Annotated in this window: 11 protein-coding genes and 1 pseudogene; 3 read left to right on the top strand and 9 right to left on the bottom strand. The window is 68.1% G+C overall.

Annotated elements, in window-relative coordinates; genetic code table 11:
* The first annotated feature begins 22 nt into the window (after positions 1 to 22).
* Entirely contained in the window at positions 23 to 1,459 is a 1,437-nt protein-coding gene (locus tag G579_RS16015; RefSeq protein ID WP_038018325.1) for an MBL fold metallo-hydrolase RNA specificity domain-containing protein, read from the top strand.
* A gap of 3 nt (positions 1,460 to 1,462) precedes the next feature.
* Here the strand turns inward: G579_RS16015 and G579_RS0105435 are convergent, their stop codons facing one another.
* The 4 genes from G579_RS0105435 to G579_RS0105450 are packed head-to-tail and all read right to left on the bottom strand — an operon-like array spanning position 1,463 to position 4,759.
* Positions 1,463 to 2,188, bottom strand: a complete 726-nt coding sequence (locus G579_RS0105435) for a DUF72 domain-containing protein (protein ID WP_028989370.1) — start codon at positions 2,186 to 2,188, stop codon at positions 1,463 to 1,465.
* Entirely contained in the window at positions 2,185 to 3,909 is a 1,725-nt protein-coding gene (gene polX / locus G579_RS0105440; RefSeq protein WP_028989371.1) for a DNA polymerase/3'-5' exonuclease PolX, read from the bottom strand. Before polX ends, G579_RS0105435 begins: the two co-directional genes overlap by 4 nt.
* Positions 3,910 to 3,924: 15 nt before the next feature.
* Positions 3,925 to 4,440, bottom strand: a complete 516-nt coding sequence (locus G579_RS0105445; protein ID WP_028989372.1) for a nucleoside-triphosphatase — start codon at positions 4,438 to 4,440, stop codon at positions 3,925 to 3,927.
* On the bottom strand, positions 4,433 to 4,759 hold the full coding sequence (locus tag G579_RS0105450) for a zinc ribbon-containing protein (protein WP_028989373.1): 327 nt from the start codon (positions 4,757 to 4,759) through the stop codon (positions 4,433 to 4,435). The genes G579_RS0105445 and G579_RS0105450 overlap by 8 nt, the downstream gene beginning before the upstream one ends.
* 188 nt (positions 4,760 to 4,947) lie before the next feature.
* On the opposite strand from G579_RS0105450, the gene ald reads away from it, so the two are divergent.
* Positions 4,948 to 6,069: an alanine dehydrogenase gene (ald, locus tag G579_RS0105455; RefSeq protein ID WP_028989374.1), complete on the top strand. Its 1,122-nt coding sequence runs from the start codon at positions 4,948 to 4,950 to the stop codon at positions 6,067 to 6,069.
* A gap of 310 nt (positions 6,070 to 6,379) precedes the next feature.
* Here ald and rnd read toward each other — a convergent pair whose 3' ends face one another.
* The 5 genes from rnd to G579_RS0105480 form a co-directional block, all read right to left on the bottom strand.
* The gene (gene rnd / locus G579_RS0105460) at positions 6,380 to 7,546 is read right to left on the bottom strand and encodes a ribonuclease D (protein ID WP_028989375.1); all 1,167 of its coding nucleotides are present in this window, start codon (positions 7,544 to 7,546) and stop codon (positions 6,380 to 6,382) included.
* Positions 7,547 to 7,624: 78 nt separating this feature from the next.
* Positions 7,625 to 7,999, bottom strand: coding sequence for a group II truncated hemoglobin (locus tag G579_RS0105465; RefSeq protein ID WP_028989376.1), 375 nt, complete (start codon positions 7,997 to 7,999; stop codon positions 7,625 to 7,627).
* 85 nt (positions 8,000 to 8,084) lie between these two features.
* Positions 8,085 to 9,974 carry a biosynthetic arginine decarboxylase gene (gene speA / locus G579_RS0105470; protein WP_028989377.1) on the bottom strand — a complete coding sequence of 630 codons (1,890 nt, stop codon included), beginning with the start codon at positions 9,972 to 9,974 and terminating at the stop codon, positions 8,085 to 8,087.
* A gap of 85 nt (positions 9,975 to 10,059) precedes the next feature.
* Positions 10,060 to 10,554: a DUF5615 family PIN-like protein gene (locus G579_RS0105475; RefSeq protein ID WP_028989378.1), complete on the bottom strand. Its 495-nt coding sequence runs from the start codon at positions 10,552 to 10,554 to the stop codon at positions 10,060 to 10,062.
* The gene (locus tag G579_RS0105480; protein WP_028989379.1) at positions 10,551 to 11,516 is read right to left on the bottom strand and encodes an acetoin utilization protein AcuC; all 966 of its coding nucleotides are present in this window, start codon (positions 11,514 to 11,516) and stop codon (positions 10,551 to 10,553) included. The genes G579_RS0105475 and G579_RS0105480 overlap by 4 nt, the downstream gene beginning before the upstream one ends.
* A 296-nt stretch (positions 11,517 to 11,812) precedes the next feature.
* On the opposite strand from G579_RS0105480, the pseudogene G579_RS0105485 reads away from it, so the two are divergent.
* Positions 11,813 to 12,078 (top strand): annotated as a pseudogene (locus G579_RS0105485) (ISL3 family transposase); the annotation flags it as partial.

Here is a 12,078-nt window from a genome sequence, read left to right on the forward strand (position 1 = left end):
CATCCCCGAGAAGGACAAAAACATGGAAATCCAATTCCTGGGCGCGGCACGGGAAGTCACCGGGTCGTGCTATCTGATTCATGCCGGCGGCCGTCGCATCCTGGTGGACTGCGGCCTCATCCAAGGCAGCGCCGCCGATGAGGTGCGCAACCGCGAGCCCTTCCCCTTCGACCCGACCCGCATCGATGCCGTGGTGCTGAGCCATGCCCATCTGGACCACTCGGGACGCATCCCGCTGCTGGTCAAGGCCGGCTTCCGCGGTCCCATCTACACCCAGCGGGCCACCCGCGACCTGTGCCGCATCATGCTCAAGGACGCCGGACACCTCAACGAAAAGGACGCGCAGTGGGAGAACCGCAAGCGCCAGCGCAAGGGTTCGCCCCTGGTCGAGCCGCTCTACACCCTGGCGGAAGCGGAAGCGGCCATGCGCTATTTCAAGGTGCTCGATTACGGCGTGACGCAGGAGATCCTGCCCGGCATCCGGGTGCGCTTGCGCGATGCCGGGCACATCCTGGGCTCGGCCATCGTGGAGCTGTGGCTGCAGGAGGACGATCTCGCCCGCAAGCTGGTCTTCAGCGGCGACCTGGGCCACCGGGGCGCGCCGGTGCTGCGCAATCCGGAAGCCGTCGGCGAGGCCGACCTGGTCCTCCTGGAGAGCACCTATGGCGACCGCCAGCACCGCTCCTGGGAGGACACCTGGGCGGAGTTGGCGGAGGTGCTGGGGCAGGCGGAACGCGAGCGCGGCAACGTGCTCGTCCCCGCCTTCGCCGTGGGTCGCACCCAGGAGCTCCTGTACATCTTCGGCAGGCGCTACGAGGACTGGGACATAGGGCGCTGGACCATCTTCCTGGACAGCCCCATGGCCATCGAGGCGACCGCAGTCTACGCCCGCCACTGGCAGCTCTTCGACAACGAGGCGACCGAGGCCTACCGCCGCACCCGCAATCCCTTCGAGCTGCCCAATCTGCACTACAGCCACAGCAGCACCCAGTCCATGGCCATCAACCGCATCCAGTCCGGCGCCATGATCATCGCCGGCAGCGGCATGTGCAACGGCGGGCGCATCAAGCACCACCTGAAGCACAACATTTGGCGGGAGCACAGTCATGTGATCATCACCGGCTTCCAGGCACGCGGCACGCTCGGACGGGCATTGGTGGACGGCGCCACCCACATCCGCCTGTGGGGCGAGGTCATCCGCGTCGCCGCCAAGATACATACCATCGGCGGCCTGTCGGCCCATGCCGACCAAGCCGGGCTGCTCGACTGGTACGCGCACTTCGACGAGCGCCCGCCCGTGGCCCTGGTGCACGGCGAGCCGGAGGCCATGGACATCCTGGCCCGTCGCCTGCGCAACGACTACGAGGCGACGGTGCTGACGCCGGCGCCGGACACACGCCTGGACCTGCGCAACCTGCCGCCGCGCGCGCCCGCCCGGCCCGCAGCCGTGGAACACTGAGCCTCACTCCGCCAGCAGCCGCTTGAGGGCCAGGGCATTGTGCACGGCGTGGGCCGCCTGGTCGTTGTCGAAGTAGACGTACACCGCGCGCAACGGCCGCCAGGCGCGCAGTTGCGCCGCCCACGCCGCGATCGCCTCGGCGCCGTAGGAACCGGCATAGGGGCCGTCGGGGCCATGCAGGCGCACGTAGGCGAAGTCGGCGGTGAGTTCCAGCGGTGAGCAGAAACCCGCCAGATCGAAGATGCAAAAGGCGCTGTTGTGCTGCCTGAGCAGGGCATAGATCTCGGGATGATGCCAGCTCGGGTCGCGAAATTCGAAGGCGTAGTCGCCGCCCGGCGGCAGGGCCGCCAGAAAGGCCGCCAGCCGCCCGGCGTCCCGTCCCCAGCGGGGCGGCAGTTGAAACAGCAGCGGCCCCCGCTTTTCTTCCAGCGCCTCCAGCACCGGCAGCAGGCGTGCCAGCGCCGCCGCGGGTTCCTTTAGCTTTTTCATGTGGGTGATGAAGCGGCTGCCCTTGGCGGCAAAGCAGAAGCCGGGCGGCGTGGCTGCGCGCCAGCCCGCCAGGGTGCGCGCCAGCGGCAGTTGATAGAAGCTGTTGTTGATTTCCACCGTGTCGAAGTACCGGCAGTAGTAGGCCAGCATGCGCGTCACCGGCAGCCCGTCGGGATAGAAGGGCCCGCGCCAGTGGCGGTAGTGCCAGCCGGAGGTGCCGATGCGGTAAACGGCGCTCACAGGGTGCGGGCGAGCAGCGGCCTGAGCTCGGCCAGGGAGCGGGTGTTGAGCACGTCGTCCTTTTCCAGCCAGCCGCGCCGGGCCTGGCCCACGCCGAAGCGCAGGTTGTCGAAGTGCTGGATGCCATGGGCGTCGGAATCGACGGCCACCAGCACGCCCTCCTCCTTGGCCATCTGCGCATGGACGTCCTGGAGGTCCAGGCGCTCGGGATGGGCGTCGATCTCCAGGTAGCAGCCGCGCTGCCGCGCGTGACGGATGATGCGCAGCATGTCCACGTCATAGGGCTCGCGCTCCTGGATCAGGCGGCCGCTGGGGTGGGCGAGAATGGAAAAGTGCGGGTGGTCCATGGCCTTCAGGATGCGGGTGGTCTGCTTGTCGCGGGACAGGTCGAAGCGGCTGTGCACCGCCCCCACCACGAGGTCCAGGCGTCCCAGCAGCTCGTCGGGCAGATCCAGGCTGCCGTCTTCCAGGATGTCCACCTCGATGCCCTTGAGCAGGGTGATGCCTTCCAGACCGGCGTTGAGCCGGTCGATCTCGTCCATCTGGGCGAGCAGCTGCTGAGGGTGGAGGCCATGGGCCACGGTCAGCCGCCGCGAATGATCGGTGATGGCCAGGTACTCGAGGCCCCGGCGGCGGGCGGCCTCGGCCATCTCGCGCAGGCTGTCGTGGCCGTCGGTGGCCTTGCTGTGGGCGTGCAGGTCGCCCCGCAGATCCGTCAGCTCCACCAGATGCGGCAGGCGACCGGCGCGGGCGGCTTCGATCTCGCCGCGGTTCTCGCGCAGCTCAGGCGGGATGCAGGGCAGCCCCACGCTGGCATAGACCGAGGTTTCCGTCTCCCCGGCCACGCGCCGGCGGCTGCGGAAGACGCCGTATTCATTGATCTTCAAGCCCCGCTCCGCCCCCAGCTTGCGGATGGCGATGCTGTGCGCCTTGCTGCCGGTGAAATAGTGCAAGGCCGCGCCGAAACTGGCCTCCGCCACCACCCGGATGTCCACCTGCAGCCGCGAGCGCAGGATCACGGTGGCGCGGGTCGGGCCCTGGGACAGGACCTCCGCCACCTCCTCGTAGGCGACGAAGCGCTCCATGACCGGGCTGTCCTCGGCAGCCGCCACCAGGATGTCGAGATCGCCCACCGTTTCGCGGCAGCGGCGGAAGCTGCCCGCCACCTCCACGGCCTTCACCCCCGGCACCATGCGCAGATAACGGGCCAGCGGTTCGGCGTACTGGGCGGCGACGGCGAGCTTGAAGCGGCGCATGCTGCCCGCCAGGGCCTCGATGGATTGCCGGATGCGGCTTTCCGTCCTCTCGCCGAAACCGGGCAGGCGGCGAATGCGGCCGTCGCGGGCGGCGCGGGCGAGCTGCTCCACGGTCTGCACGTCGAGCTCATGGTACAGGGCCTGGACCCGTTTGGGACCCAGCCCCGGGATTTTGAGCAGCTCCGCCAGCGCCGGCGGCGTCTGCTGCCGCAGCATCTTGTGGAGGGCGCTGCTACCGGTAGCGGCGATCTCGCGGATCTTGGCGGCGAGATCCTCGCCGACGCCGGGCAGGACAGTGAGGTCTTCTCCCCGCATCGCCATCTCTCCGACGTCCCGGCTCCAGTCGCGGATCACCCGCGCCGCGTTGCGGTAGGCCCGCACCCGGAAGGGATTGGCATTCTCGAGTTCCAGGAGATCCGCGATTTCCTCGAAAACGGCCGCGATGTCGGCGTTGTGGATGGCCATGCCCGGCGCGCCCCGTCAGGGCTGCACGCCAATGAGGACCGCATCCAGGATGGGCTGGAAGTCCGCGTCGCTTTCGAGCTCGAAGACCTGCCCGTAGCGGCGATACTGCTCCACCAGCGGCAGGTCGATCATCGCCACCACCGGGCTGATGCCCTCCAGCACCTCCACGATCCACACGGCGAACTGGTCCGAGCTGAGTTCGATGGGGCCGATCTCGTCGATGATGACCAGGCGCGACTCGAGGGGCTGCCGGCGGCACAGGCCCACGATGCGGTCGATGGCCGCCACGTCGACGCCGTACTTGTCCACCACCGGCGGGCCGTCGAAGAACATGGACGCCACCACAGCTTCCTCACCGCTGGCGATGTCCCGCAGGCGATAGCCGACATGGGGGCCGTGCGGCACTTCCGGATCGCTGAAGGGAACGCCGCGGATGCCGGCCACCGGCAGGCCGGCGCCCTGGATCACGCGATCCAGGAGCGTGCGGATCTTGCCTTTGTCGGGACCGGTGATGAGAAATTTCTTAGGCATAGTCCTCTCCGGGCTCGGCTGTGGATGCGCGCGACAGGAAATGAGCCTCGGTGCTGCCGCAGTGCGGGCAGCGCTCCAGCACCTCCGCCGCCTTCAACTCGACCACTTCGCCGCAATGGCTGCAGGTATAGACACCGGCCGCCGGTGTCGCCGCGCCCGCCGGGAATTCGAGAAACTGTCCCTGCACGCGCTCGATCTGGCTGCGGCTGCCGGGCACCTCCTGAGCTGGCGGCGCGGCGTCGAAGGGATGGCGCACCTGCTCTTCCTTGGGCCCGGTAAACTTTTCACCTTGTTTTTTGGGAGGATACTTCCTGGTCATGGCTGGCTCCTGCGCTAGTGAGGCACAGTTCAATGGTACACCCCGCGGGGGGTGTGCTTATCCATCGAATGGCCCATGGAGCACCGGCGCCCGCCAGCTCCGCTGTTTGCCCGATACCTCCCCGCGCCTGCGCTGTCGACTATATTGAGTATAATGCGGCCGCCCCAGCGAGGAGCTTACTGCCTGCCATGATCATCGGCATCCCCAGGGAGATCAAAGACCATGAATACCGGGTGGGCGCAACCCCGGCCGGCGTGCGGGCGCTGGTCCAGGCGGGCCACCAGGTCCGGATCGAACGCGGGGCGGGCGCGCGCATTGGCTTTGGCGACGCCCTGTACGCCGCCGCCGGCGCCCAGCTCATGGACGGCGCCGAGGACGTCTTCGCCTGTGAGATGATCGTGAAAGTCAAGGAGCCGCAGCCGAGCGAGTACGCGCTGCTGCGGGAAGGCCAGATCCTCTTCGCCTACTTGCACCTGGCCCCCGATCCGGCACAAACCCGGGCGCTGCTGCAGCGCAAGGTGGTCGGCATCGCCTACGAAACGGTGACGGATGCCCAGGGCGGCTTGCCGCTGCTGACCCCCATGAGCGAGGTGGCGGGCCGGCTGTCCATCCAGGCCGGCGCGACGGCCCTGGAGATGAGCCATGGCGGCAACGGCACCCTGCTGGGCGGCGTGCCGGGCGTGGCGCCGGCGCGGGTGGTGGTGCTGGGCGGCGGCGTAGTGGGCACAGAGGCCGCCCGCATGGCCCTCGGGCTCGGCGCCGACGTCACCATCCTGGACATCAGCCCGGCCCGCCTGCGCCAGCTCGATGCCCTCTTCGGCCCCGCCCTCAAGACCCGCTACTCGGATGCCCATGCCCTGGAAGAGCTGTGCCGGGAGGCAGACCTGCTGATCGGCGCCGTGCTCATCCCTGGCAAGCAGGCGCCCAAGCTCATCACCCGCGAGATGGTGCGCGGCATGAAGAACGGCGCCGTGCTGGTGGACGTCTCCATCGACCAGGGCGGCTGCGCGGAGACCTCCCGTCCCACCACCCACACCCACCCGACCTACGTCGAGGAAGGCGTGGTGCACTACTGCGTGACCAACATGCCCGGCGCCTGCGCCCGCACCGCCACCCAGGCCCTGACCATCGCCACCCTGCCCTACGTGCTGGAAATCGCCAAGCAGGGCTACCGGCAGGCCCTGCAGCGCAACCCGGGCCTGCGCGCGGGCTTGAACGTGCACCTGGGACAAGTCACCAATGCCCACGTGGCCGAGGACTTGGGCTATCCCTATGTGCCGCCGGAGGAGGTGTTGCTTGTTGAAGGTTGAGAATTGAAAAGCTCGTCAGCGCGGCATGCCGACCAGCAATACGCCAGGCGTGCAGGAGCGAGCTGGCTCGCGATCACCCAAGCCGGCCGGCGGACTATCGCGGGCAAGCCCGCGCCGACGGCTGGCGGCCGCGCGGCCCAGGGGATTGGCCGGGCGCCCGGCGGGAGCGGGTATTCGGGGCACGCAGTGCCAAGCCTGGCGAGCTGGCATACTAAGTTGCAGGAGCGAACTTGCTCGCGATCAAGCGCGTGGCCAACGAGCAATCGCGGGCCAGGCCGCCCTACTCCAAAACCGCTGGGCTGAAACAGGCTCAGCCCAAACCACCCCCTCCCCCCCTCGCCACCGGCTCGACCACCAAATGCCCCTCTTCCACCCGCACCGCAAGGCGGCCCGCCAGAAGGGCCTGCAGCTCGTCACCCACCAGCTTGGCCCGCCAGCCGCTCAATACGGCGGCCTCGGGATCTTCCGCCACCACCGCTTCCAGGTCGGGGCGGCCGGCCAGGAGCTGAGGCGCCACGCCGTGCTCCAATCCACGCTGGCGCACCAGGGCCTGCAGCAGGTCCACCAAGGCGAGGTCGCCGGGCTTCAGCTTGCGCCGCTCGTGCCACTGCGGCCGCTCCGCCTCGGGCACGGCCAGGCCACGCTCGACTGCCGCGATGATGGCCTCGCCCCATTGCTGCAGCGCGGCCTCGCTGATGCCGCGCATGCGGGTCAGTTGTGCCACGCTGGTGGGCGTCTGCCGGGCGATCTCGAAAAGCAGGTCGTCGTCCAGGATCCACTTGCGCGGCTTGTCCCGTTGCATGGCGGTGGTCTCCCGCCAGGCGGCCAATTCGCGCAGCACCGCCAGTTGCCGCGGGCGCAGCAGCTGGCCCTTCTTGATCTTGCGGAACATCTCGCGCGGCTCGACCGTATACAGGCCGGGGTCGCCCAGCCGCTCGAAGTCGCCGCGCACCCAATCCAGGCGGCCGGTGTCGATGAGTTCCTGCCGCAGATGCTTGTACACCAGCCGCAAGTAGCGCACGTCGTCCTCGGCGTAGCGGATCTGCGCCGGATCCAGCGGGCGCCGGCTCCAGTCGGTGCGCGTCAGGGTCTTGTCCAGCCGCTCGCCGGTGATGGCCTCGACCAGGCGGCCGTAGCTGATGGAATCCTCGTAGCCGGCCACGGTGGCCGCGATCTGGGTGTCGAAGAGCGGGTCGGGCAGGCGGCCGGTGAGATCGCGGATGATCTCCAGGTCCTGCCGTCCGGCATGCAGCACCTTGGTGATGCCGGGATCGAAGAGCACCGTCCAGAGCGGGCCGAGGTCCTTGAGCGCCAGCGGGTCGATGGAAGCCACCACTTCGTCGTTCGCCACCTGGATCAGGCACAGGCGCGCGTAGTAGGTTTTTTCGCGCATGAATTCCGTGTCGACGGCCACGTAATCGCCCAGGCGCAGGGTTTGGCACAGGGTGATCAAGTCTTCGGACGTGGTGACAAGCATGCTGTTCCCCTTTCATGAAGACTCGCCCGGCAACGACGTACTGCGAGGTGCCGGCGGAGTCCTCTGGTGATTTTTCTTTTACTGATTACGCATGAAGTCGGCGGTGCGGTAAAAGGCCTTGTGCAGCTCGTCGCGCAGGGGCTCGGGAATACCCACGTCCACCATCGCTTGCGTCATGCACTGCATCCACTGGTCCCGCGCCGCCTCGTCGACGGCAAAGGGCAGGTGACGCAGGCGCAGGCGCGGATGGCCGTGGGCCTGGACGTAGAGATTGGGCCCGCCCAGCCAGCCCGACAGGAACATGAAAAGCTTTCGGCGCGAGTCCGTCAGGTCCTCGGGATGCATCTCGCGCAGGGGCCTGAATGCCGGATCCTGCCCCATGAGGTCGTAGAAGCGGTCCACCAGCCGGCGCACCGCGGCCTCGCCGCCGATCCGATCGTAGATGCTGTCCATTGAGTCTCCCGTCCGCCGAGCGGCGCCTTTTTCTTTTTCATTATCGAAGCAAGACCGCGGCCCGTAAAGGGCGAATGCCGGGTGCTCACTCCTCCAGGTAAGTGTAGCCGCGCAGGCCCTCCCGGATCTCGGCCAGGAACTGATGACGCTGCAATTCGCTCAAGTCGGGGTACGCCTCGATCTTGCGCCCGTAGGCGTCCAGCAGGGTGTCGGCGTCGAAGTGGACGTAGCGCAGCACGGAATCCACCGTGTCGCCGCGCAGCTGGTGCACCAGCCGGTGTCCGCCATCGGGGGTGAGCTCCACGTGCACCGAATCGGTATCGCCGAAGAGGTTGTGCATGTCGCCGAGGATCTCCTGATAGGCGCCGAGCAGGAAGATGCCGATCAGGTAGTGCTCGCCGGGGCGCAGCTCGTGCAGCGGCAGGCTGGGCTCGACGCCGTTGAAGGCGACGTAGTCGTCCACGGCGCCGTCGGAGTCGCAGGTGATGTCCTGCAGGGTGCCGCGCCGACCGGGCCGCTCGTCCAGCCGGTGCAGCGGCACGATGGGGAAGATCTGGTTGATGGCCCACGAATCGGGCAGGGACTGGAACAGGGAGAAGTTGCCGAAATACTTGTCCACCAGCTTGGCGTTCAGCTCGTCCAGGATCTCGCGCTGCGCCCGCGAGTTGCCGGGCAGGAGCTCGCGCACCCGCCAGCAGGTGGCGGCGTAGACCTGCTCGGCCCAGGCGCGCTGCTCCAGGTTCAGGAGGCCGTGGTTGAACATGCCCTGCGCCTCGCCGAGCAGGTAGTTGGCGTCGTGGTAGGCCTCGATGGCGGAACGGCTGTTCAGGTTGCTCAGGCCGAACCAGAGGTCGTGCAGGATCTGCGGGGCATCCGGCGCCGGCGGCGCCACCGGCAGGTCGCCCGGCGCCCGCTCGATGTCGATGATGTTGGTGATCAGCATGGCGTGATGGGCGGTCAGTGCCCGCCCCGACTCGGAGATGATGTCCGGATGGGGCAGCCCTTCCTGGGCGCAGATCTCCCACAGGGCGTGGACCACGTCGTTGGCGTATTCCTGGATGGTGTAGTTCATGGAGCAGTAGGCGCGCGAGCGGGTGCCCTCGTAGTCCACGCTGAGCCCGCCGCCCACGTCCACCACGCGCACGTTGGCGCCCAGGCGCCGCAGCTCGGCGTAGAAGCGCGCGCACTCGCCCATGCCCTGCTTGATGAACTGGATGTTGGGGATCTGCGAGCCCAGGTGGAAATGCATGAGCTCCAGCGAGTCCAGCATCCCCTCCTCGCGCAGGCGCGTCACCAGGGCCAGCACCTGGGCCGAGGACAGGCCGAACTTGGACTTTTCGCCGCCCGAGTTCTGCCACTTGCCCGAGCCGGCCGAGGCCAGGCGCACGCGCACGCCGATCAGGGGCCGCACGTTCAAGAGGCGGGATTCCTCGATGATGAGCTCCAGCTCCGAGAGCTTCTCCACCACGATGTAGACCCGGTGGCCGAGACGCTGGCCGATGAGGGCCAGGCGGATGTACTCGCGGTCCTTGTAGCCGTTGCACACCACCACGCCGTCGGGCTTGGACAGGGCCAGCACCGCCATGAGCTCCGGCTTGCTGCCCGCCTCCAGGCCCACCCGGCTGTCGCCGCTGGCCAGGATCTGCTCCACCACCCGGCGCTGCTGGTTGACCTTGATGGGATAGACGGCGGTGTAGCGGCCCGTGTAGCGATCGTCGGCCATGGCCTGGGCAAAGGCATTGCAGAGCGTCTCCACGCGCCGGTGCAGGATGTCCGAAAAACGCACCAGCACGGGCAGGGCGAGCCCGCCGCGCTTCAGCTCCCGGGCCAGTTCGAAGAGATCCACCCCAGGCTTGCCGGCGTCCCCGTCCGGGTAGGCCAGCAAGTGGCCTTCGGCGTTGATGTCGAAAAAACCGCCGCCCCAGTGCGGCACGTTGTACAGGTCCCGCGACCGCTCGATATCCCAGTCCGTCATTGCACCCTCCAAGCGCTTCGTGCCGGCAGTCTAGGGACAAGCCGGAGCCGGCGCAAGCCTGGCGCGGCGGCTTGGCTGCCCGGCCTCAGCGCACAGCCAAGCCGCCGCCCGCGTCCGGCGCAACGGCCGCCTGCCACGCCCGCAGGCGCCGGTCCATGCGCCGCACGTGGCCGCCGGCCCAGAACACCTTGTCGCAGCATGGACAATAGCGCAGCTCGCGCACGGCTGCGCGCGCGCCGGGCGGCACCTGCGCCCACAGCGCGGGGGCCGCGTCCGTCAGCTCCGTGTTGCACACGAGACAGCGGCTGAAGGGCCGGTGCAGCCAGTCCAGATCCAGCCGCGCGGCCAGTTCATGGGCGCAGGCCTCCAGCTCGTTGGCGCGCAGGAGCAGCACGACGCCCGCGGCGTTGCGGTGCTCGAGCAGCTTGCGGTCGCGGGTGACGAGCAGACGGCCCTCGCCGGCCGCCCGTTCGAGCAGGCTGCGATCATTCCGGCCGTCGGCCTCGATCAGGGTATCGTAGCCGGCGGCGCGCAGCCAGCGCGCCAAGCCCTTGAGCATCTCGTCGCAAAGGAATTTCATGGGGCCGCCGGCGTATCCAGAAAAGCGCGCAGCACCGCCGTCCAGGCCTGCGCCAGGTTGTGGCGATTGTAGCCGCCGCCGCCCAACGCGAGAATGCGCCCCGCGCAACACTCCTCCGCCAAGCGGCACAGGTGGGTCGCGGCGAAGGCGTGGGCCTCGGCGGAATAGCGCAGGTGGGTAATGGGATCATCGGCGAGACTGTCGGCGCCGCACTGGAACAGGATGAACTCCGGCTCGGCGGCGCGCACGAAGGCCTCCACCCAGTGCCAGGCATCGAAGAAGGCCGTGTCGTCCGCCCCCGGGCTCATGGGCACGTTGAGCTTGCTGCCCGCCGCCGCGCCCTGTCCGGTCTCCTCCGCCGCGCCCGTGCCCGGGTAGAGATAGCGGCCGTCTTCGTGCATGTCCGCGAAAATGAGCTCGGGATCAGCCTCGAAGGCGTAGAACACGCCGTCGCCGTGGTGCGCGTCGATATCCACGTAGGCGACCCGCCGGATGCCGTGATGCGCGCGCAGGGCCTCGATGATCACGCCGCAGTCATTGAAGACGCAGAAGCCGGCGGCAGCGTCGCGCCGGGCATGGTGCAGGCCGCCAATGGGCACGAAAGCGCGCCGGCAGCGGCCGGCCAGGATGCGCGCCACGGCATCCAGGCCGGAGCCGACCACGTGGGCTGCCGCCTCGTAGACGCCCGGGTAGGCCGGCGTATCGCCGAAATCCAGATAGCCGGCACCACTGGCGGACTGCGCCTTGACCCGCTCCACGTAGTCGTGGGTGTGGAAGAGCTCGATGGCATCCTGGCCGGCCGCAACCGGCGGGCAGACGCAAACCCGCTCGTCCAGGCCGCGGCGCTGCGCCTCGCGCCAGAAGGTATCCAGGCGGTCCGGCCCGAACGGGTGGCCATGGCCGAAGCCGTAGCGGGCCAGCGGCTCGCCCACATAAACGCAGACTGCAGGATCGTTCTTCATTTTCTGCCACCCGAAAACACGTGGTACTGACAAAGGCGGATACGCGGCCGGCGGGTTTTGACTATGCTTTATTGAAAGTAGACAAAAAGCACAAGAAGCGGTTCTGCTCAGCCCTTTTTATCCTGCTGTCCTCGTACACAGCGCCCGGCTGCCCGCGCTGCGGGAGCAGCTCGACGGTGGCCGGTCCGGACATGGAATCGGATACCTTGCGAACACTGTGCGGCCCACTCAAGAAAAAACAGCCTCTTTTCAATTTCGAGTGGGTAAGCTGGACCTGAGCAGGTACGGGATCGGGTATGACTGACAAGCTGTTTGAGGCTGCCTTGGGGGTCTCTCCGCCGTGGCAGGTGACGGGCGCGGACTTCGATTTGGCGGCCAAGACGCTCACCATCCGGGTGGACTTCATCGCCGGCAGCCGCTTCGCGCTGGCTGGCGTGGAGGGCCAGCATCCGGTTCACGACACCGTCGCCAAGCGTTACCGGCACCTGAACTTCTTCCAGCACGAGTGCTTCCTGGAAGTGCGTGTCCCCCGGGTAAAGCTGCCCGATGGCAGCGTCCGCCA

Source organism: Thermithiobacillus tepidarius DSM 3134 (assembly GCF_000423825.1).
Classification (GTDB): domain Bacteria; phylum Pseudomonadota; class Gammaproteobacteria; order Acidithiobacillales; family Thermithiobacillaceae; genus Thermithiobacillus; species Thermithiobacillus tepidarius.

Bases quoted from the DNA above. Each gene is read 5' to 3' on its own strand.
- G579_RS16015 (WP_038018325.1), top strand. From the start codon at position 23: ATGGAAATCCAATTCCTGGGCGCGGCACGGGAAGTCACCGGGTCGTGC.
- G579_RS0105480 (WP_028989379.1), bottom strand. From the start codon at position 11,516: ATGAAGAACGATCCTGCAGTCTGCGTTTATGTGGGCGAGCCGCTGGCC.
- G579_RS0105475 (WP_028989378.1), bottom strand. From the start codon at position 10,554: ATGAAATTCCTTTGCGACGAGATGCTCAAGGGCTTGGCGCGCTGGCTG.
- polX (WP_028989371.1), bottom strand. From the start codon at position 3,909: ATGGCCATCCACAACGCCGACATCGCGGCCGTTTTCGAGGAAATCGCG.
- ald (WP_028989374.1), top strand. From the start codon at position 4,948: ATGATCATCGGCATCCCCAGGGAGATCAAAGACCATGAATACCGGGTG.
- G579_RS0105465 (WP_028989376.1), bottom strand. From the start codon at position 7,999: ATGGACAGCATCTACGATCGGATCGGCGGCGAGGCCGCGGTGCGCCGG.
- speA (WP_028989377.1), bottom strand. From the start codon at position 9,974: ATGACGGACTGGGATATCGAGCGGTCGCGGGACCTGTACAACGTGCCG.
- G579_RS0105450 (WP_028989373.1), bottom strand. From the start codon at position 4,759: ATGACCAGGAAGTATCCTCCCAAAAAACAAGGTGAAAAGTTTACCGGG.
- G579_RS0105445 (WP_028989372.1), bottom strand. From the start codon at position 4,440: ATGCCTAAGAAATTTCTCATCACCGGTCCCGACAAAGGCAAGATCCGC.
- rnd (WP_028989375.1), bottom strand. From the start codon at position 7,546: ATGCTTGTCACCACGTCCGAAGACTTGATCACCCTGTGCCAAACCCTG.